Origin of the sequence: Nocardioides kribbensis (assembly GCF_015070375.1) — a bacterium.
GTDB lineage: Bacteria > Actinomycetota > Actinomycetes > Propionibacteriales > Nocardioidaceae > Nocardioides > Nocardioides kribbensis.
On sequence record NZ_JADCLL010000006.1, the window covers coordinates 311,584 to 331,434 of the forward strand.

The 19,851-nt window shown below is 76.9% G+C and carries 18 protein-coding genes; 11 read left to right on the forward strand and 7 right to left on the reverse strand.

The window, feature by feature from the left end:
* The first annotated feature begins 55 nt into the window (after positions 1-55).
* Entirely contained in the window at positions 56-1,600 is a 1,545-nt protein-coding gene (locus IR170_RS14680) for a SulP family inorganic anion transporter (protein WP_319805105.1), read from the forward strand.
* A gap of 54 nt (positions 1,601-1,654) precedes the next feature.
* Here IR170_RS14680 and IR170_RS14685 read toward each other — a convergent pair whose 3' ends face one another.
* Together IR170_RS14685 and IR170_RS14690 are read right to left on the reverse strand one after the other, a co-directional pair.
* Positions 1,655-2,680 carry an esterase/lipase family protein gene (locus IR170_RS14685; RefSeq protein WP_193665163.1) on the reverse strand — a complete coding sequence of 342 codons (1,026 nt, stop codon included), beginning with the start codon at positions 2,678-2,680 and terminating at the stop codon, positions 1,655-1,657.
* 144 nt (positions 2,681-2,824) lie between these two features.
* Complete coding sequence (locus IR170_RS14690) at positions 2,825-4,084, reverse strand: hypothetical protein (protein ID WP_193665165.1); 1,260 nt, start codon at positions 4,082-4,084, stop codon at positions 2,825-2,827.
* Between the two features lie 201 nt (positions 4,085-4,285).
* Between IR170_RS14690 and dapD the strand changes: the two genes are divergently transcribed.
* The 3 genes from dapD to IR170_RS14705 all read left to right on the forward strand — a co-directional run bounded on the left by dapD (position 4,286) and on the right by IR170_RS14705 (position 7,105).
* On the forward strand, positions 4,286-5,263 hold the full coding sequence (gene dapD, locus IR170_RS14695) for a 2,3,4,5-tetrahydropyridine-2,6-dicarboxylate N-succinyltransferase (protein WP_193665167.1): 978 nt from the start codon (positions 4,286-4,288) through the stop codon (positions 5,261-5,263).
* A gap of 76 nt (positions 5,264-5,339) precedes the next feature.
* Positions 5,340-6,308 (forward strand): hypothetical protein, encoded by a 969-nt coding sequence (locus tag IR170_RS14700; protein ID WP_056862275.1) that lies wholly within the window; start codon positions 5,340-5,342, stop codon positions 6,306-6,308.
* 2 nt (positions 6,309-6,310) lie between these two features.
* Complete coding sequence (locus IR170_RS14705; RefSeq protein ID WP_193665169.1) at positions 6,311-7,105, forward strand: SagB family peptide dehydrogenase; 795 nt, start codon at positions 6,311-6,313, stop codon at positions 7,103-7,105.
* Between the two features lie 70 nt (positions 7,106-7,175).
* Here the strand turns inward: IR170_RS14705 and IR170_RS14710 are convergent, their stop codons facing one another.
* Genes IR170_RS14710 through IR170_RS14720 form a run of 3 tightly spaced genes read right to left on the reverse strand, consistent with a single transcriptional unit; the run spans position 7,176 to position 10,209 of the window.
* A complete protein-coding gene (locus IR170_RS14710) occupies positions 7,176-8,069 on the reverse strand; it encodes an ABC transporter ATP-binding protein (protein WP_193665174.1) in 894 nt (297 codons plus the stop codon).
* Entirely contained in the window at positions 8,066-9,166 is a 1,101-nt protein-coding gene (locus IR170_RS14715; RefSeq protein WP_193665176.1) for a FecCD family ABC transporter permease, read from the reverse strand. Before IR170_RS14715 ends, IR170_RS14710 begins: the two co-directional genes overlap by 4 nt.
* Positions 9,163-10,209 carry a FecCD family ABC transporter permease gene (locus IR170_RS14720; RefSeq protein WP_193665178.1) on the reverse strand — a complete coding sequence of 349 codons (1,047 nt, stop codon included), beginning with the start codon at positions 10,207-10,209 and terminating at the stop codon, positions 9,163-9,165. The genes IR170_RS14715 and IR170_RS14720 overlap by 4 nt, the downstream gene beginning before the upstream one ends.
* Positions 10,210-10,240: 31 nt before the next feature.
* Between IR170_RS14720 and IR170_RS20410 the strand changes: the two genes are divergently transcribed.
* From IR170_RS20410 to IR170_RS14745, 6 genes are all read left to right on the forward strand, one after another.
* Positions 10,241-11,293 carry an ABC transporter substrate-binding protein gene (locus tag IR170_RS20410; RefSeq protein ID WP_193665180.1) on the forward strand — a complete coding sequence of 351 codons (1,053 nt, stop codon included), beginning with the start codon at positions 10,241-10,243 and terminating at the stop codon, positions 11,291-11,293.
* Positions 11,294-11,405: 112 nt separating this feature from the next.
* Positions 11,406-11,531, forward strand: coding sequence for a streptamidine family RiPP (gene amiA / locus IR170_RS20020; protein WP_264674829.1), 126 nt, complete (start codon positions 11,406-11,408; stop codon positions 11,529-11,531).
* Between the two features lie 142 nt (positions 11,532-11,673).
* A complete protein-coding gene (locus IR170_RS14730) occupies positions 11,674-12,723 on the forward strand; it encodes a hypothetical protein (RefSeq protein ID WP_193665182.1) in 1,050 nt (349 codons plus the stop codon).
* Positions 12,720-14,375, forward strand: a complete 1,656-nt coding sequence (locus IR170_RS20025; protein ID WP_193665185.1) for a CocE/NonD family hydrolase — start codon at positions 12,720-12,722, stop codon at positions 14,373-14,375. Before IR170_RS14730 ends, IR170_RS20025 begins: the two co-directional genes overlap by 4 nt.
* The gene (locus IR170_RS14740; RefSeq protein WP_227489296.1) at positions 14,372-15,778 is read left to right on the forward strand and encodes a YcaO-like family protein; all 1,407 of its coding nucleotides are present in this window, start codon (positions 14,372-14,374) and stop codon (positions 15,776-15,778) included. Before IR170_RS20025 ends, IR170_RS14740 begins: the two co-directional genes overlap by 4 nt.
* The gene (locus IR170_RS14745) at positions 15,775-17,088 is read left to right on the forward strand and encodes an MFS transporter (protein WP_193665187.1); all 1,314 of its coding nucleotides are present in this window, start codon (positions 15,775-15,777) and stop codon (positions 17,086-17,088) included. The genes IR170_RS14740 and IR170_RS14745 overlap by 4 nt, the downstream gene beginning before the upstream one ends.
* 233 nt (positions 17,089-17,321) lie before the next feature.
* Here the strand turns inward: IR170_RS14745 and dapC are convergent, their stop codons facing one another.
* Both dapC and fdxA read right to left on the reverse strand, forming a co-directional pair.
* Complete coding sequence (dapC, locus tag IR170_RS14750) at positions 17,322-18,446, reverse strand: succinyldiaminopimelate transaminase (protein WP_227489386.1); 1,125 nt, start codon at positions 18,444-18,446, stop codon at positions 17,322-17,324.
* Positions 18,443-18,769 (reverse strand): ferredoxin, encoded by a 327-nt coding sequence (gene fdxA, locus IR170_RS14755; RefSeq protein ID WP_056862274.1) that lies wholly within the window; start codon positions 18,767-18,769, stop codon positions 18,443-18,445. The genes dapC and fdxA overlap by 4 nt, the downstream gene beginning before the upstream one ends.
* Positions 18,770-18,845: 76 nt before the next feature.
* Between fdxA and IR170_RS20415 the strand changes: the two genes are divergently transcribed.
* Entirely contained in the window at positions 18,846-19,850 is a 1,005-nt protein-coding gene (locus tag IR170_RS20415) for a GNAT family N-acetyltransferase (protein ID WP_193665189.1), read from the forward strand.
* The last annotated feature ends 1 nt before the right edge of the window (position 19,851 follow it).

Here is a 19,851-nt window from a genome sequence, read left to right on the forward strand (position 1 = left end):
GCACGCCGCGGCGGACCAGGGAGTGCCGGTGTGCCCTGCCCCCGAACGGAGCCTCGTGACCACGACCCCCTCCCTGCCGGCCGACGTGCCGGACTCCCGCCCCGACGCCACGCCGCCGCCCCGCCAGCCCGGCGTCCGCGAGGCGCTGCGCTCCCCCGCGCTGCTGCGCACCGAGGTGCTGGCCGGCCTCGTGGTGGCCCTGGCGCTGATCCCCGAGGCGATCTCGTTCTCGATCATCGCCGGCGTCGACCCGCAGGTCGGCCTCTTCGCCTCCTTCACCATGGCCGTCTCCATCGCCTTCCTCGGCGGGCGCCCGGCGATGATCTCCGCGGCCACCGGGGCCGTCGCCCTGGTCATCGCCCCGGTGATGCGCGAGCACGGCTACGACTACCTCATCGCCACCGTGCTGCTCGGCGGCGTGCTGCAGGTCGTGCTCGGCCTGGCCGGCTTCGGCCGGCTGATGCGCTTCATCCCGCGCTCGGTCATGGTCGGCTTCGTCAACGCCCTGGCCATCCTCATCTTCCTGGCGCAGGTGCCCTACCTCGTCGACGTGCCGTGGCTGGTCTACCCGATGGTGGCCGTCGGCATCGCCGTCATGGTCGGCCTGCCGCGCGTCACGACGGTCGTGCCCGCTCCGCTGGTCGCGATCGTCGCGCTCACCGGCTTCACCGTGCTGGCCGCGCTGTCGGTGCCCGACGTGGGCGACGAGGGCGAGCTGCCCGACTCCCTGCCCGCGCTCTTCGTGCCCGACGTGCCGCTGTCGCTGGAGACGCTGCAGATCATCGCCCCCTACGCCCTGGCGATGGCGCTGGTCGGGCTGCTGGAGTCGCTGATGACCGCGAAGCTCGTCGACGACCTCACCGACACCCACTCCGACAAGACCCGTGAGTCGTGGGGCCAGGGCACCGCCAACGTCATCACGGGCTTCTTCGGCGGCATGGGCGGCTGCGCGATGATCGGCCAGACGATGATCAACGTGAAGGCCTCCGGCGCCCGCACCCGCATCTCCACCTTCCTCGCCGGCGTCTTCCTGCTGGTCCTCGTGGTCGGTCTCGGCGACGTGGTCTCGATCATCCCGATGGCCGCGCTGGTCGCGGTGATGGTCATGGTCTCGGTCGGCACCTTCGACTGGCACTCGGTGCGCCCGCAGACGCTGCGGCGCATGCCGCGCTCGGAGACCGCCGTGATGGTGGCGACCGTCGCGGTCACCGTGGCCACCCACAACCTCGCCATCGGCGTCGTCGTCGGCGTGCTCGTCGCGACGACCCTCTTCGCCCGCCGCGTCGCCCACCTCACCGAGGTCGACCGCGAGCTCACCGTGGGCAGCGACGGCGAGGAGACCGCGGTCTACCGCGTCACCGGGGCGCTCTTCTTCGCCTCCAGCAACGACCTCTACCGCCAGTTCGACTACGTCGGCGACCCCGCGCGCGTCGTCATCGACCTCAGCGAGTCGCACGTGTGGGACGCCTCCACCGTGGCCTCCCTCGACGCCATCACCACCAAGTACGCCGCGAAGGGCAAGCGCGCCGACATCGTGGGGCTCAACGAGGCCAGCGCCGAGCGCCACGAGCGGCTCACCGGACAGCTCGGCTCCCACTGAGCCGGGCCCACTGAGCCGGGCCCACGGAGCCGGGCCGGGCCACGGGGCCCGGGGTCAGCGGGCGTAGGGCGCCAGCGGCGGCTCGGCGGTGACCATCGGCGAGGTGGCGCTCGACCGCGCGGTCTGCGCGAGGGCCGCGGCCACCTCGGCCGGGAAGGTGACGGGGTCGACGTCGGGCATCAGCGGCTGGCCGCAGGTCGCGGTGGGCACGCGGTCGAGCCGGGCCGGCCCGCGGTGCTCCAGGGCGTCGAGGCCGATCAGCCAGGCGGCGTTGTCGTAGGCCATGCCGAAGTGGTCGACGACCTCGGTCGGGCAGAGGTCCTGCACCGCGACGTTGGTGACGTTGCTCCCGGGGGCGAGGTTGGCCGAGGTGCTGGGCACGACGACCTCGTCGTAGCGCGTGCTGATCGCGGTGTAGTCGACCCGGTCGTAGGTCTCGCGTCCGCGGTTGAGGGCGGTGAGGAAGTCGGAGCCGGCCAGCTGCTGCCAGTTGGCCGGGGTGCAGCGCCCGAGGGTCTCGCAGACGGCGCCGAAGACCTCGGTGCCGTGGTGGGAGGAGGAGAGCCCGACGTAGTCGTCGACCATGCCGCGGGTGTCGGGCCAGTACTTCAGCGCCCAGCGGCCGACCATGCCGCCCTGGCTGTGGCCCACGATGCTGATGTCGCGCCCGGCGCGGCGGTGCATGAGGCGGATCGCGCGCACGACGTACTCACCGTTGACCTGGATGTCGGCGTTGGCGCTGTCGGGCGACTGCAGGTCGCAGTGCGCGCGGTCGCGGGCGTCGAGGGCGCGGTCCCAGTTCCACGACCAGTTGGCCTCGGCGCTCGACGTCGTGCCGTGCAGGAGGAGCACCGGAGTGCGGCCGCGGGTGAGGTCACCGGTGCAGTCGAGGGCCTCGAGCACCTGCGCGCGCGTGGGTCGCAGGTCGGGCCCCGGCGCACCGGCACCGGCCGCCCCGACCGGCCCGACCGTGAGGGCCTCCACGCCGGTCAGGGCGCTCACGAAGGCGAGGGCCGCCGCGGCGAGGGCGACGGCCGGGCGCAGCCGGGCGTTGGACGGGCGGAGCGGCGTACGGCGCACGGGAGCGGCCTCTCGGGGGGAGACGGGATCACCCGCCCAACGACGCCCGGTGGCGATGGTCACGCGCGGCAGCCCCCGGCGCGGCCTCGACCCGGGCGACCGGGGCGACCGGGGTCCACCCGGACCCGCCGTCGTCCTGCCGGGTCAGCGGGCGGCGGGCTCGGTGACCGGCAGCTCGAGCACACGGGTCAGCAGGGCGCGGGCCTCGGCGCGCTCACCGGCGTCGCGCAGGTGGGCCGCGGCGTCCTCGGCGGTGCGCACCGCCAGCTCGACGTCGACGGGGCCGGCGGCGAGGAGCAGCCGCGCGCAGACCCGCGGCGGGCAGCCGGACTCGAGCGCGGCCACGGCGAGACGGTGCAGCAGGCCGGCGCGCACCGCGGGCGGCACGGTCTGCTCGACCAGGCGCCGCACGGCGTCGTGACGGTAGGCGACCCCCTCGGGTCCCTCGCGCAGCAGGCCGGCCGCGACCCCGGCGCTCTGCCAGCCCGCCCCCAGGGCGTGGTCGAGCAGCCCCCTCGGCGCGCCCGCCCCGGCCAGCGCGAGCACGGCCCAGGCGTCCAGGTCGCGGTCGCCGCCCCCGGCCACGACCCCGCCGACGACGACGGGCAGCACGTCCTCGAGACGGATCGCGGTCTGCGACGGGTCGGGCGCCCAGCGCACGAGGTCGAGGGCCGCGCGGGCGTCGGGCAGGTCGAGCAGCGCCGTCAGGCGACCGGGCTCGCCGCCGCTGGCGCGGGCGTAGCCGGCGGCCAGCGAGGAGCCCGGCTCGACCTGCTCCCCCAGCGCCCGCGACACCACCTCGGCGACCGCGGCCCGGTCGAGGCCGGGCAGGTCGAGGACGCGCGCGCCGGGGACGTCCTCGAGCGCGGGCACGGCACCGTGGGCGCCGACGACGACGGCGACGCCGGACTCCCGCGCCGCGACCGCGAGCAGCGACTGGGCGGTGGGGCCGAGCAGGTGGGCGTCGTCGACCACGAGCACGACCGGGGAGCCGGGGGCGATCCCGCCCGGGCCGGGCAGGGCGCAGACGCCGCGGCCGGCGAGGCGGCGGCTCACCTCGTCGGCGTCGGCGGGACGCACCAGCGCGGGGCGGCCGTCGAGCTCGCCGAGGAGGGTGTCGAGCACGCCCACGTCGTCGGCGGCCCAGCGGTCGGCGGCCGTGGCGAGGCAGCGGACGCCGGTGGCCGCGGCCAGGGGCACCACGGTGGCCAGGGCCGCCGAGACCCCGGTGCCCGGTCGCCCGCGCAGCACGAGCACCCCGGAGCTGTGCACGGCGTCGGCGATCTCGGGCAGCAGGTGGGTGCGGCCCGGCAGGGCCGACGGGAGCGAGGCGGCGGACCCGCCTGCGCCGGCTGTGGTGGACGGTGTCGCCCTCGCGGACGCCGCGGCGTGCTGCTCGCTCATGGCTCCCCCCGAAGCGCCGGCTCGTCCGACCCCCCGCCGGACGTCTCCAGGTTAAGCCCCACGGCGGCGAGCACCACACCGCCTCCCCAGGATCGGGGTCGGGGCGGGTGGCAGCGCGCCTCGCCCGCGGTGGCGGGCGCTGCCGTCCGGGGTCGTGGACCGCGGACGAGCCGCGGGGCGGGCCCGCCTAGGCTTGCCGCCGTGACTGAGGCCAACGACCCGACCGCCACCCCGACCCGCGCCTGGGCCCACGGCCTGGCGACCGTGACGAGCGACGACACCGTGCTGGACGTGTGGTTCCCCGAGCCCCGCCTCGGTGACACCCCGGCCGACGCGACCGCCCCGCGCGAGCTCACCGACCTGGTCGGCGGCGACGAGGCCCGTGGCGTGCGCCGTGAGGTGCGCCTGGTCGAGATCGCCGACCTGCAGGCCGAGCCGACCTCCACCGAGGACGTCTGGCTGCGTCTGCACCTGCTGTCCTCCCGCCTGGTGCGCCCCCACACGATCTCGATGGCCGGCGTCTTCGGCCACCTGGCCAACGTCGTGTGGACCTCCGCCGGTCCCTGCGCCGTGCAGGGCTTCGAGCTGACCCGCGCCCGGCTGAAGGCCCGCGGCCAGCACGTCACCGTCTTCGGGATCGACAAGTTCCCGCGCCTGGTCGACTACGTCGTGCCCGCCGGCGTGCGCATCGCCGACGCCGACCGCGTGCGACTGGGCGCCCACCTCGCCGAGGGCACCACCGTCATGCACGAGGGCTTCGTGAACTTCAACGCCGGCACGCTCGGCGCCAGCATGGTCGAGGGCCGCATCTCCGCCGGCGTGGTGGTCGGCGACGGCTCCGACGTCGGCGGCGGCGCCTCGATCATGGGCACGCTCTCCGGCGGCGGCACCCAGGTCATCTCGCTGGGCGAGCGCTGCCTGCTCGGCGCCAATGCCGGCATCGGCATCTCGCTCGGCGACGACTGCGTGGTCGAGGCCGGCTGCTACGTCACCGCCGGCACCAAGGTGACCCTGGTCGGCGAGCGCGACGAGGCCGGCGAGCCCCGCGTGGTGAAGGCCCTCGAGCTCTCCGGCTCCGACAACGTGCTCTTCCGCCGCAACTCCGTCTCCGGCGCCGTCGAGGCCGTCGCCCGCACCGGGCAGGGCATCGCGCTCAACGCCGACCTGCACGCCAACTGAGGCGCGGTCGAGGACCCACAGCCGCCGACCGGCGCGTTCTCAGGTGGTTCTTGGCCGGTCCCAGGAGAATCGACCCATGAGGACCTCCGTGATCGCCGCGGGCTCCGCCGTGGCCGCGCTGGGGGTCGTGGGGGCCGTCGGCTACGGCGTCTACCAGGAGGTGGCGCCGTCGCTCGACGGCGACACCTGCGTCGCCACCGTCGACGGCCGCTCGGTCGAGCTGAGCGTGGAGCAGGCCGAGAACGCCTCGCTCATCGTCGCGACCGCCGTGCGCCGCGGCATGCCCGCCCGCGCCGCGTCGATCGCCCTGGCCACGGCCTACCAGGAGTCGAAGATCGTCAACATCGACTACGGCGACCGCGACTCCGTCGGCCTCTTCCAGCAGCGCCCCTCGCAGGGCTGGGGCACCGTGGAGCAGATCCTCGACCCGACCTACGCCACCAACGCCTTCTACGACGAGCTCGAGGAGGTCGACGGCTACGAGTCGATGGAGATCACCGTCGCCGCCCAGGCCGTGCAGCGCTCGGCCTTCCCCGATGCCTACGCCGACCACGAGGACGACGCCCGCGTCATCGCCTCGGCGCTGACCGGCAACTCGCCGGCCGCCTTCACCTGCGAGAGCGACGACTCCGCCGAGCCCGCCTCCGACACCCTCGGCGACAACGGCCTGGTCGCCCGCGCCGAGCGGGTGCGCCGCGACGTCGACCGCCACTTCGGCCGCCAGGCCGTCGGCGGCTTCGCCCCCGGCGGGGTCAGCACCGGCCACATGGAGGGCTCGGCGCACTACGAGGGCCGCGCCGTCGACCTGTTCTACCGCCCGGTGAACCCGACCAACCTGGTGCGCGGCTGGGCGGTGGCGCAGTACCTCGTCGCGCAGGCCGAGCGCCTCGACGTCGCCACCGTCATCTACGACGCGAAGATCTGGACCTCCGGGCGCGCCGACGAGGGGTGGCGCGACTACACCCCCGACACCTCCGGCCGCTCCCCCGAGACCGCCGCGATCCTGGAGCACCGCGACCACGTGCACGTCGACGTCCTCGACTGAGCGTGAGCGCCGCGCAGCCCCCGACCGACCCGTCGTCCGACCGCGCCCCCACCCTCCGGGCCGTACGCCGACTCCACGACGAGCTGTCCCGCACCGCCACCGGGGGACGCGTCGACCCGCGGGGCGCGGGGCCCCACGCCCCGCCCGCGGCGTCGGGGACCCACCCGCTGCCGCCGGCCGCCGACCTCCCGGCCGGCCCCGGCCTCGGCGCGCTGCTGGCCCGGCGGCGCTCGTCGTACTCCTTCGGCGCCGGGCAGCCGACGGCCCTCGACCTGGCGACCCTGCTGCGCTGGGCGCTCGGGCCGCAGCGCGAGATCCCGCTCCCCGACGGGGGCACCCACACGGCGAGCACCGCTCCGTCGGCCGGCGGGCTCGCGTCGGTGGACCCGTGGCTGGTCGTGCGGGGCGAGGGCGAGCTGCCGCGCGGGGTGCACCGCGTGGAGCTGCGCGAGACTCCGGCCCGCCTGGAGACCGTCAGGGCCGGTGACCCGACCGCGTGGCTCGAGCGCGCCCTCGACCAGCCGGAGCTCGCGCGGCGCGCCACGGTGCTCGTCGTGCTGGTGGCACGCCTCGACGTCGCGATGACCCGCTACCCCGCGAGGCACTACCGCACCGTGCACGTCGACGCCGGCGTGGCGCTGCAGAACCTCTACCTGACCTCCGCCGCGCTGGGCCTGCCGTGCTGTGCGGTGATGGGCTTCGACGACGACGCGACGAGCGCGCTGCTGGGCCTCGACGACCTCCCGGGCGTCTTCCCCGCCGTCGCCTTCGCCCTCGGCTCCGCCGTCGAGCGGTGACGTCGAGCGGTGACGTCGAGCGGTGACGCCGAGCGGTGACGCCGAGCGGTGACGTCGAGCCGGTGGTCCCTCAGAGCGCGAGGAAGAGCGGTCGGCCGGTGACGGGGTCCTCGACGACGCGGGCCTCGACCTCGAAGACCTCGCGCAGGACCTCGGCGGTGACGACGGCGGCCGGCGGGCCGTCGGCGATGATGCGTCCCCCGCGCAGCGCGACCACGCGGTCGGCGTAGCGCGCGGCCTGGTTGAGGTCGTGGAGCACCATCACCACCGTCATCGCGTGCTCGTCGCGCAGCCGGCCGACGAGGTCCATGAGGTCGATCTGGTGGCGCACGTCGAGGTAGGTCGTGGGCTCGTCGAGCAGCAGCAGGTCGGTCTCCTGCGCCAGCGCCATGGCGATCCAGGCCCGCTGCCGCTCCCCGCCCGAGAGCGAGTCGAGCCGCCGGTCGGCCAGCGCACCCACCCCGGCCAGCGACAGGGCGCGCTCCATCGCCGCGTCGTCGCGGCGCCGCAGCATCGCCCACGGCCCCAGCTGGGGGTAGCGGCCCTGCTCGACGAGCTCGCGCACCGTGGCCCCGGCCGGGGCGACCGCGCTCTGCGGCAGCAGGGCCAGCTGCCGGGCGACCTCCACGCTCGACCAGTCGCCCAGCGCCCGGCCGCGCAGCCGCACCTCACCGGCCCGCGGACGCTGCACCCGCGCCAGGGTGGTCAGCAGCGTCGACTTGCCCGAGCCGTTGGGGCCGACCAGCGCCGTCACCGTGCCGGGCTCCACCGCCAGGCTCAGCCCGCTGAGGACGTCGTCGCGTCGGTAGCCGACGCTCAGGTCGACCGCTTCGAGCGAGGGCCCCGGGGCCGGGGGTGGTGCGCCGTCCGCCGACACGGCCGACGCGGCCGACGACGCGGCTGACGGGGCGATCGACGGGGCGGCGGAGGGCGGGGTGGGAGGACGCGGGGTCGAGGCGGTCATCGGCGCTCCTGGCGGACGAGTCGGACGAGCAGCGGCGCCCCGAGCAGGGCGGTGACGGCGCCGACCGGCACGCCGGCCACCGAGCGCCCACCGAGGGGCAGGTCGAGGGAGACGGCGAAGGCGAGCAGGTCGGAGGTCGAGAGCAGCAGGGCGCCGAGGGCTGTGGCCACCGGCACCAGCAGGCGGTGGTCGCTGCCCACGAGCAGCCGTGCGACGTGGGGTGCGACGAGGCCGACGAAGGCCACCGCGCCCGCCGCGGCGATCGCCGCGGCCGCGGCGGCCACGGCCACGGCCAGCACGGCGCCGCGCGCCAGGGCCGGGCGCAGCCCGAGGGTGGTGGTGGCGACGTCGCCGAGGGCCAGGACGTTCATCACCGGGGCGAGCAGCCAGCCGAGCAGCGGCAGCACCAGCAGCCAGGGCCACAGCGCCGCCCAGTCGCCGCTCGTGCGGGCGTTGAGCGACCCCACCAGCCAGCGCAGCACCGTGCCCATCGGCTGGGAGTCGACGACCAGCACCATCGAGGTCAGGGCCGACAGCACGGCACCCAGCAGGATCCCGGTGACGGCCAGCGAGCGGCGCCCCAGCAGCCACAGCAGCAACCCCGCGAGCAGCGCGCCGCCGAGGGCGACGGCGTAGGTCGCGCCGTGGCCCGGCACCAGCACCAGCGACACCACGACGGCCAGGGCCGCCCCGGCGCCGATGCCGGTGGTCGCCGGCTCGGCCAGCGGGTTGCGCACCACCGACTGCACCAGCACCCCCGAGAGCGCGAGCAGCGCGCCCGCGCCGAGGCCCACCAGCACGCGCGGCAGCCGGAAGCGGAGCACGATGAGGTCGTAGGCGGGCTCGCCGGACCCGCCCGTGAGCGCGCGCAGCACCTCGCGGGCCGGCACCTCCGAGCGTCCGACGAGCAGGTGGGCCGTCACGAGCGCCGCCACGGCCAGGGCGACCGCCGACGCGACGGCCAGCACCCCGGCGGGCGCGCCGAGGCCACCGGGCCGGCGAGCACCGCCGCCCCCGCTGCGCCCGCCGGGGCGGCCGGGGCGGCGGCGTCCCTCACGCTCCGCGCCGTCCGTCGTCGGCTCCCGCAGCGCGCTCACCGGCCCCTCCGCCCGGCCAGCGCCAGCAGCAGGGCGGGTACGCCGACGAGGGTGGTGGCGACGCCGACGGGCACCTCGACGGGGTAGAGCACCAGCCGGCACACGAGGTCGGCGGCGACCAGCAGTGCGGCCCCGACCAGCGGGGCCACCCAGAAGGTGCGGCGCGTGCCGGTGCCCACCAGCCGCCGCGCGACGTGGGGCGCGAGCAGCGCGACGTAGGCCACCGGGCCGCAGACGGCCGCGCTGGCCGCCGCGAGCAGCGCGGCGACGACCAGGGCGAGCACGCGGGTGCGCACGACCGGCACGCCGAGCCCCGTGGCGACCTCGTCTCCCAGCGCCAGCGTGGCCACGCGACTGCGGAGCAGGGCGGCGGCGAGCAGCCCGAGGCCGATCCACGGGGCGACGGCCTCGAGGTGGGGCCAGCCGCGGGCGGCCAGGCTGCCGAGCAGGTAGCGGAAGAGCAGCACGACGTCGCCCTCGGTGCCGAGCCCCACGAGCGCGACGACGAGCCCCGCGCCGGCGGCCGAGACCGCGGCGCCCACCAGCAGGACGTGCTCGGGGTCGCGCGTCGCCCCGATCGCGAGGAGCACCATCGCCCCGGCGACGAGCGCCCCCAGCAGCGCGGCGTACGGCGCGAGGGCCAGCGGCACCTGCAGCCCCAGCACCACCACCGCCGTCATGACGACCGCGGCCCCGGCCGAGACGCCGAGCAGCTCGGGCCCGGCCACCGGGTTGCGCAGGGAGTCCTGCAGCAGCAGCCCGGAGACCGCGAGCGCGGCGCCGCACCCGGCGCCGAGCAGCGCGCGCGGCAGCCGCACGTCGGCCACGACGACGTGGGCGGGGTCGCCCGCGTCGAGCAGCGCCCCGAGCGCACGCACCGGGCCGAGGGTCGGCTCCCCGAGGCTGAGCGCGGCCACCCCGACCAGTGCGAGCAGCGCGACCGTGAGCGCGACGGCCCGGGGCAGAGCCCGGGAGGGCGGACGACGCCGCGCCGTGGTCGTCCGTGGGACCGGACCGTCGGTCCACTTGGGAATGGTTATCATTTGCATCCAACTATCGACCCCAGGAGCACCCGTGCGCAAACCCGTCCCCCACCGAGACGCCCCCACCGCCACCCTCGCCGACACCGCCGCCACCCTCGGCCGGGGCCCGCGCGGCGTCACCGCGCGCCGCCGCACGCGGCCCCTCGCCGCGCTGACCGTGCTCGCCGCGGCGGCCCTGGCCTCGGCGTGCAGCAGCGACCCGGGCACCAGCACCGACGCCGCCCAGGACCCGGGCGCCGGCGACACGGCGAGCGTCGACAGCGGCCCCGTGAGCGCCACCGACGACACGGGGGCCGCCATCGAGCTCGCGCAGCCCGCGACCCGCGTGGCCTGCCTGACGATGATCTGCGTCGACGCCCTCACCGAGGTCGGGCTGACCCCGGTGGCCTACCGCGACGCCCTCGCGTTCGACGAGCGCTACGCCGGGCCCGACGCCGACATGCGCGAGATCACCGGGGGCTTCGGCGAGGAGAACGTCGAGGACATCGCGCTCGCCACCCCCGACCTGGTCATCGGCCTGGCCGGGGCCCAGGACGGCCTGCGCGAGGCGGTCGAGCAGATCGCGCCACTGATGCTCGTCGAGCCCCGGTCGTGGCAGGACTCGGTGGAGGTGCTGCGCACGGTCGGCGAGCTGACGGGCACCTCACAGGCCGCCGACGCGGCGGCCGAGGAGTTCACCGCACGGGTCGAGGAGGCCGCCGCCGAGCCGAGCGACCTGACGACCCTGTCGATATTCGGCGAGCCGGGCAGCCTCGGCGTCGACACCGTGGCCACCCCGGTGGGCTCGCTGCTCGACGAGATCAGCGACTACCCCTGGCCGGCCGGCGACGACCCCTTCGCCACCGTCGCGGTGGAGCAGATCGCCGCCGAGGACCCCGACGTCGTCTTCGCCCAGACCTTCTCCGCCGGCGACGACACCGAGCCCCTGGCCGACCGACTGGCCGCCGACCCGCTGTGGCGGCGCCTGAGCGCGGCGCAGAGCGACCGCGTGGTCGAGGTCGACGCTCCCGTCTGGGCCACCGGACGCGGCACGGTGTCGCTCGGGATCGTGCTCGACCAGGCCCTCGCCGAGCTCGAGTCGTGAACCCGCAGTTGAGAATCATTCTCAGTTCTGCTTCGATTCCTGCGCGGCCCCGTCCGGGGTCGCACCCCCCGACCGCTCATCGAGCCCGATGCTCACCGAGCAAGGAGAGTCCATGAACGAGTTCTTCACCCCCCAGCAGGCCCGCGTCGCCCTCGCCACCCACTCGGCGACCCACAGCAACGCGCTCGTCGAGAACCCCTTCGACGAGGTCGAGACCGCCGAGGCCGGCGACAACTGACCCACCGTCCCGCGCCAGCGGCGCGGGACCACCGGCCACGCACGCGCCCCCGTCCGCCCCTCCCACGGGTGGGCGGGGGCGTCCCGGCCCCACCCGCGGCCCCGTCTCCCCCGGGGCCCTCCGACCGGAGAGGCACCACCTCGTGAGCACGCCCCCCGCCCACACCCTCCCCCCGGCGTCCGCCCCCGCGCCGACACCGGCGTCCGCCCCCGCGCCGACACCGGCGTCCGCACCCGCCGGTCGGGTCCGTACGACGCGGCAGCTGCGGCCCGGCACGTCCTTCCGTCACGACGACGGGGCGTGGGTGCTCGAGACCGCCGACGGCGAGCGCCACGACGTCCGGCTCCCGGCCGCCGAGACCGACCGCCTCCTGCGCGCGCTGCGCGAGGGCGTCGTGCCGGCGAGCGCCACCGCACGCTCCGCGCTCGCCGCGCTGGTGGCCGCGGGCCACGCCTCGGCACCGCCGCTGGAGCCCGCGGTGGCCGTCACGGTCGCCGTCGAGGACCCCGCCGCACCCGGCGAGGCCGTCGCCGGGCGGCAGGGAGCCGACGGCGGTGGCCCCGCGGGTCGCCCCGCCCCGGCCCCGACCGCCGGGTCCGACCGGAGCGCCTGGCTCGCGGAGCTCGGCGCCGCGACCCGCGCCGCCCTGCGCCGCGCGGGCGCCCGGGTCGCGCCGTCGGGCGCCCCGGGCACCGCCCACACCCCCGCCGACGGCGCCGGCGGCGACGGCACCGGCGCCGGCACCGGCGACACGATCGAGCTGCGCATCCTCACCGGTCCGCCGCCGGCCCGCCCGACCGGGGGCCTCCGCCCCCCGCCGGGCCGGGTCGAGCCGCTGCTGACCTGCTGGCCCGAGGCCGACCACCTCCTGCTCGCCCCGGCCGCGGTGCCCGCGGTCGACGCCGCCGCCCGCTGCCGGGCCACGTCGCGCCGACGCCCGGTCACCCCCGCCCCGGAGCCCGTCCCGGCCACCGGCCTCGCCGGCGACGACCCCCACCGTCCCTCGCCGCGCGCGGTCGAGCTCGCCGCGACCACGCTGGCCCTGGAGCTGCTGCGCCGCGCGGAGCGGGCCCGCCTCCTCGGGGGCACCCCCGCCGCCGACCGGCAGGACCTGCTCCTCACCCGCGTCGACCTGACCGCCCTGCGCGTCACCCAGCACCCGGTGCTGCCGGTGCCGGCCGCCTCGGCGTGAGTCGCCCGACCCCGCTCCCGGCGCGGCCCGAGGAGGACGCGGCGCCCCTGGAGTCCCGCCACGACCTGGGCGGCCTCGCCACGTGGGCGTGGCGACCGGCGGGCGCGCCCCGCGCCGTGCTGGTGGTCCGCACCCCCTACGGCGCCGAGGCCCACCGGGCCGAGGGCGCGGGCTGGGCAGCGCACGGCCTGGCCCTGGTGGTGCAGGACGTCCGTGGGCGCCACGGCTCCGACGGCGACTTCACGCCCTACGCCGGCGAGGCCGCCGACGGGCTGCGGCTGCTCGACTGGGTAGGCCGGCGGTGGGAGGCGCCGGTCGTGCTGCACGGGGCGTCGTACGCCGCCCACTGCGCGGTCGAGACCGCCCGAGCCGTCGCGGACCGCGGCGCGGCGCTCGCGGGGGTGTCGCTGGCCGTGCCGGCGCTGGGCCTGGGCGAGACCGCGCGCACCCGCGACGGCGTGCTCTGCCTGGAGTCGCGGTTGGGGTGGTGGAGCGAGCACGCCCACCGCCGGGGCGGGGAGCCTCCGGCCGCTGACGTCACGCTGCGGCACCTCGCCCGCCACCTCCCCGTGCGCGACCTCGACGCCGCCGCACGGGCCGCGGGGGTCGCGCTGCCGTCGTGGTCGCGCGTCGTCGCGGCCCGGCGCGACGACGACCGGCTCGCGGCGCTCGGCGCCCTGGGGGCGCCGCTGCTCGTCATCGGCGGGCTCCGCGACTTCTTCGCCCAGGACGCCGTCGACGTCGCAGGCGCCTGGGGCGGCCCCTCCCTGCTGGTGCTCGGTCCGTGGGCCCACGACCTGCGCGGCTCCGCGCGCGCCCGACGCACCCTCGACTGGCTCGACGCGGTCCTGCCCGACCCCGCGCGCGAGGACCGGCGCGCCCACCGCCCCGCGGGGGTCCACCTGGTCGACGCCCGCGGCGGCGTCGACGAGCTCGCGTCGTGGCCGACGCCCGCGCGGTCGGTGCGACTGCGGGGCGGCTCCTTCCCCGCCGACCCCGAGGACCCGCACCCCTCCCCGCCGCTCGGCAGCCGCGTGCTGCCGGCCGGCCGGGTCGACCGACTGGTCCTCGCCCTGCCCGCCGGGCTCGGCGGGCCCCGCGGCCTGGTCGGCGAGGTCGCCGTCACCGTGCACGCCGGTGCCGCCACGCCCGACGGCGCCACCACCACCGGCGCGACCACCGCCGGCGCCGACCCGGAGCAGGAGCACTGGTGCGTGTCCCTCGCCCTGCGCGAGCGCACGCCCGCCCCGGCCCCCGCCCACGGAGCCGCGGCATCCCCGGCACCCACGCCACCCACCGCACCCCCGGCACCTCCCGCCACCGACCCGACCACCGACCCGACCACCGACCCGACCACCGACCCGACGACCGCCACCACCGACCCCGAGGCCGACCCCGCGACCGACCCCGCGACCGACCCGGGCGTGCGACTGCTCGAGGTGGCCCACGGCGCGGCCGTCGGGCCGCGGGTGCGGCTGGGTCCGGTGGCGGTGCCCGCCGACGACGTCGACCGCCTCGTGCTGGTCGTCTCCGCCCACTCCTTCCCCCGCCACGCCCGCGACCTGCAGACCGGGGAGGACGCCCTCGCCGGCGCCACCACCCGTGTCCTGCGGCGCCGGGTGCACAGCATCGACCTGGAGGTCCCCGCATGAGCCTGCTGTCCGTCGACGACCTCGTCGACCCCGTCTGCGGCCTGGTCCGCGGCCTGCACCCCGTCGACCGTCTCGACGGGATGCCCCCGGCCTACGTCGGCCTGACCGCCGAGGTCGCCGACGCCCGGGCCCTCGGGGCCGGCGCGTGGCCCAACGACCTGGTCTCACTCGGCACCACCTTCGCCGACCCCGCCGGGGCGCGCATCGCCGCGATCGGCGAGGCCGTCGAGCGCTACTGCGGCAACCACGTGCCCCACGGCCTGCGCCGCGCCAGCGCCGCGACCCTGCGGGCCGAGGGCCACCGGCTGCTGGGGCCGGACGACCTGCGCTTCTTCGCCGACTGGCAGCACGCGACCCCCGGCTTCCCCTTCACTCCCTTCACCGACGACGTCGAGATCGCCTGGGCCGAGGGGGTCGGCGACGAGGGGCCCTTGCTCGTGCCCGCCTCGTGGGTGCACCTCAACTGGCGCAGCGGCGAGCGTCGTCGCGAGCCGTGGCTGCACCCGCTCAACTACGCAGGCATCGCCACCGGCCAGGACCTCGCCGACGCCACCCGCCGCGGCCTGCTCGAGCTCGTCGAGCGTGACGCGCTCTCGCTGTGGTGGCACCTGCGTCGACCCGCGCCGGGCATCGACGTCGACTCCGTGCCCGGCCTGCGCGAGCACCTCGCCGGAGGCCGGCTCGAGGCCCACCTGCTCGCGCTGCCCACCGACCTCGGGGTGCCCGTGGTCGCCGCGGTCGTCCACGACCGCGAGACCGGGATCGTCGCGGGCGGCTTCTCGGCCAAGCTCGACCCGGTCGAGACCGCCACCAAGGCCGTGCTCGAGGCCATCCACAGCTGGGTCTTCACCCGCGGCATGCTCGAGGCCGACGGCTGGGTCTTCGGGGCGATGGAGGCCGGCGTGCTGTCCTCCGGGCTCTACTTCCCCCACCGCCCGCAGCGCGACTACCTCGACCTGGTTGGCGAGCACTGCAGCCGCGTGCGCGACCTCGGGGCCCAGGCCCAGGTCTGGCTCGACCCGCGGGTTCAGGAGCGGCTGCTGCCCCGCTTCACCCACCCCGGGCGGACGGTGTCGGTGCACGACCTGCCCCACCCCGACGAGGCCGACCTGCGGGCCGCGCTGCGCGCCGGCGGGCACGAGGTCGTCGTCGTCGACCTCACCACCCCCGACGTCGCGCTCACCCCGCTGCGGGTCGTGCGCGTCTGCGCCCGAGGCCTGGTGCCCAACGCCCCGGCGGCCTTCACCTACCTCGGCCTGCCCCGGTGGCGCCAGGTCGCGCGCACGCTGCGCCCCGGGCTCCCCGAGTCCGCCGGGTCATCCGGGTCATCCGGGTCCTCCACCGGCGTCGTGGACCCCGACGACCCGGCCTCCCTGCTGCTGCTGCCCCCGCCGAGCCTGTGAGCGCCACAGCGTCCGTCGGGCGGGACCGCGAGGACAGCGCGTGGGCCGTGCCGGCCTACCGGCTCTTCCTGCTCGCGCGCAGCGTCGCCCTCGTCGGCAACGCGCTCACGCTGGTGGCGATGCCCGTGCTCGTCTACCGCCTCACCGGCAGCGCGGCGCTCACCGCGGCGATGACCGCGGTCGAGACCCTCCCCTACCTCGTCGTGGGCCTGCCCGCGGGCGCCCTCGTCGACCGCTGGCACCGGCGGCGGGTCATGGTGGTGACCGCGGTCGGCAGCGGCCTGGCGATGGCCACCGTGCCTCTCGCCCAGGCCCTCGACGCACTGACCTTCCCCCACCTGCTCGCGGTCGGGGCCACGCTGGCCTCTCTCTTCGTCTTCTCCGACGCCGCGTCCTTCGGGGTCGTGCCGCAGATGGTCGGGCGCGCCCGCGTCGCCTCGGCGACCTCGACGCTGGTGAGCGTCGGCACGGCCATCGCCCTGGTCGGCCCCGCGGTCGCCGGCGTGCTCGTCACCGTCGTCGATCCTGCGTGGGTGCTCGGCGTCGACGCCGCGGCCTACCTCCTCTCCGGCGCCGTGCTCGCCCGCCTGCGCTGGCCCGGCAGCGAGGACCGCCGCGCCTCGGCGCCCGGCAGCGGCGACACCCCCGCCGACCTCGCTGCCGACGGGCCCGGCCCCAGCCTGCGTCGTGAGATCGGCGAGGGCCTGCGGCACCTGTGGCAGCAGCCCGTCGTACGCCGCCTCACGCTGCTCGGGATCGGCGCCAGCCTGGCGGGCGGGGCCACCACCGGGCTCCTGGTCGTCGTCGGGGTCGAGCAGCTCGGGCTCGCCGACGACGCGCCGCAGCTGGGCTGGCTCTACTCCGCTGCGGCGGCCGGCACCTTCGTGGCCAGCCTGGCCCTGCCCCGGCTGCAGCGTCGCCTGGGCGTGGGTGTCATCACCACCGGTGGCTTCGCGCTCGCGCTGGTGATGCTGCTGGCGCTGTCGTGGAGCGCCTCGCTGGCGCCGGCACTGGTCGCGGTGGCGCTCTTCCACCTCGCCACCACGTCCCTCATCGTGAACGGGATCGTCACCCGCCAGGTGCTGACCCCCGAGCCGCTGCAGTCGCGGGTCAACACCACCGCCCGACTCATCGCGTGGGGCGGCAGTCCGCTGGGCGCCACCCTGGGCGGGGTCCTCGCCGAGGTCGCCGGCACGGGCTGGGCGCTCCGTCTGGCCGCCGTCGGGCTGGCCGCCAGCGTGCTGGGAGCGCTGCTCACCGGCCTGCTCGCCGTGCCGCGGCTGGGCGATCTCGAGGCCCCCGACGACTGAGGAGGCTCCTCGTCCCGGCCGACCCCGGAACCGGCCCCGGGACCCGGGCCCCGGTCGGCGACGACCCCCTCGGTTGGTGCTTCCTCCGTGCTGGGGGGAGGGGCACGACCGTGCCCCTCCCCCTGGCACGCGACAGGTCTGCTCCGACGAGGCCCGGCGCCCGGGCTGCCGTGCCGGCGCTGCGGCGACGGGGCCGTGGAGGCCGCCATGGCGACAGGTCGCCCGCCGCCGGGTCAGCGGGTGAGGCGCTCGACGGCGGCGTCGACCCGCTCGTCGGTGGCGGTGAAGGCGACGCGCACGTGCTGGCGACCGGCGACGCCGTAGAAGGCCCCGGGCGCCACGAGGATGCCGCGCTCGGCGAGCCAGGACACGGTGTCCCAGCAGTCCTCGTCACGGGTCGACCAGAGGTAGAGCGAGGCCTCGGAGTGGTCGACGCGGAAGCCGGCGTGCAGCAGCGCCTCGCGCAGCCGGGCGCGGCGGGCGGCGTAGACGGCGTGCTGGGCCACGACGTGGTCGTCGTCGTCGAGGGCCGCGGCCATCGCGACCTGCACCGGGCCGGGCATGATGAGGCCGAGGTTCTTGCGCACGGCGAGCAGCTCGGCGACGACCGCGGTGTCGCCGGCGACGAAGGCGGCGCGGTAGCCCGCGAGGTTGGAGCGCTTCGACAGCGAGTGGACCGCGAGGATCCCCTCGAGCGAGCCGCCGTTGACGTCGGGGTGGAGCACCGAGACCGGGGTGGTCTCCCAGGCGCACTCGAGGTAGCACTCGTCGGAGACCAGCAGGGCGCCGCGCTCGCGGCACCAGTCGACGACCTTGCGCAGGTGCTCGGGCGGCAGCACCCGCCCCGAGGGGTTGGACGGCGAGTTCAGCCAGACCAGCGCCGGCGTCTCGGGGCCCAGCGAGGTCAGCGAGTCGGTGGCCACGGCGCGGGCCCCGACGAGGGCGGCGCCGACCTCGTAGGTCGGGTAGGCCAGCGCGGGGTAGGCGATGAGGTCGCCGGCGCCCAGGCCCAGGTGCAGCGGCAGCGCGCCGATGAGCTCCTTGGAGCCGATCGACGGCAGCACCTGGTCGGCCCCGAGGCCGCTCACGCCGTGGCGGCGCGCCAGCCAGTCCACGACGGCCTGGCGGGTGCGCTCGAGGCCGACGGTGGTCGGGTAGCCCGGCGAGTCGGTCGCGCCGGCCAGGGCGCGGCGCACGACCTCGGGGGTCGGGTCGACGGGCGTGCCGATGGAGAGGTCGACGACGCCGTCGGGGTGGGCGCGCGCCCGGGCGGCGTGCCCGGTGAGGGCGTCCCAGGGGAAGTCGGGCAGGCGCGCGGAGACGGTGCCCCGCGCGCCCGGCCCGGCCGTGTCGCTCAGTGGTCCTGGTTCTGCGGGGGGAGGGCGGCGATGAAGGGGTGGTCGTGGTCGATCTCCCCCATCTTCGCGGCGCCGCCGGGCGAGCCGAGCTCGTCGAAGAACTTCACGTTGGCGTCGTAGTAGTCCTTCCACTCCTCCGGCGTGTCGTCCTCGTAGAAGATCGCCTCGACCGGGCAGACCGGCTCGCACGCACCGCAGTCGACGCACTCGTCGGGGTGGATGTAGAGCATCCGCTTGCCCTCGTAGATGCAGTCGACGGGGCACTCGTCCACGCAGGCGCGGTCCTTGACGTCGACACACGGCTGGGAGATGACGTAGGTCACCGGGATCCTCCTGGGAGTGGAGATCCAGGCCGGGGCCTGGGGGTGCTGATGGACTCCCACAGCCTAGTATCCCGGCGTGCCCGACGCCGCCCCCGCCCACCGCTTGGGTCCGCACGTCGTGGGCACGCGGGTCGTGGTGAGGCGGATCGTGCGCGGCGGCGGCGCCTCGGGCGACGAGCCCGAGACCGGCCCCACGGGCGGCCCGGCCTTCACCGACCTGCTCGGCACGTGCACGGCCTGGGGCGCCGAGACCTGCACGATCGCCCCGGAGCGGGGCGAGCCGGTCGAGATCGCGCTGCGCGACATCGTCTCGGGCAAGCCGGTGCCACCTCGCGCGTCGGTGCGCCAGCGGGTCTCGGCCCGCGAGGCCGAGGGCCACTCCTTCTCGGCCTTCCCCGACGTCGAGCGCCGCGACCTGGGCGACTGGGTGGCCCGCACCGACCCGATGCCGGTGGGGAGGCCCTTCAAGCGCGCCAACTCCTGCCTGGCCGTGGGCGACCCCGGCGTGCCGGTGGCCGAGGCCCTGACCCGGGTCGAGGCCTTCTACGCCGAGCGCGACCGGCCACCGCTGCTGCAGGTCGAGGCCGACGGCCCGGTCGAGGCCGACGCGCTCGCCGCGGGCTGGCGGCTGCTGCCGCACGGGGAGGTCGAGTTCCGGCTCGGCTCGCTGGCCGCCGTACGCCGGCGCCGGCGCGGCCTCGCCCCCGCCGTCGACCGCACCCACGTGGAGGTCACCGGCGACCGGGCGCTCGCGGTGGTCGCGACCTCGGCGGGCCGCATCGCCGAGGGCCGCGCCATCCTCGACGGCGACTGGCTGGGGCTGCACGCGCTCAAGGTCCGCCTCGAGCACCGCCGCCAGGGCCTGGCCGGCGAGGTGATGGACGCGCTGCTGGAGTGGGGCGCCGAGCGCGGGGCGAGCACTGTGTGGCTGCACGTCGAGACCGACAACGAGCCCGCCCTCGCCCTCTACGACGGCCTGGGCCTGCTCCCCCACCACCTCACGCGCTACCTCGTGCCCCCCGGGGTCGCCGCGTGGCCGGGCGACGGCTTCACCGGCGGCGGCCCGGGCAGCGGGACCTGAG

What these genes read in the sequence shown, in the direction of transcription:
- IR170_RS14720 (WP_193665178.1), bottom strand. Translation starts at nt 10,209, where the DNA reads ATGATAACCATTCCCAAGTGGACCGACGGTCCGGTCCCACGGACGACC.
- amiA (WP_264674829.1), top strand. Translation starts at nt 11,406, where the DNA reads ATGAACGAGTTCTTCACCCCCCAGCAGGCCCGCGTCGCCCTCGCCACC.
- IR170_RS14700 (WP_056862275.1), top strand. Translation starts at nt 5,340, where the DNA reads ATGAGGACCTCCGTGATCGCCGCGGGCTCCGCCGTGGCCGCGCTGGGG.
- IR170_RS14740 (WP_227489296.1), top strand. Translation starts at nt 14,372, where the DNA reads ATGAGCCTGCTGTCCGTCGACGACCTCGTCGACCCCGTCTGCGGCCTG.
- IR170_RS14710 (WP_193665174.1), bottom strand. Translation starts at nt 8,069, where the DNA reads ATGACCGCCTCGACCCCGCGTCCTCCCACCCCGCCCTCCGCCGCCCCG.
- IR170_RS14690 (WP_193665165.1), bottom strand. Translation starts at nt 4,084, where the DNA reads ATGAGCGAGCAGCACGCCGCGGCGTCCGCGAGGGCGACACCGTCCACC.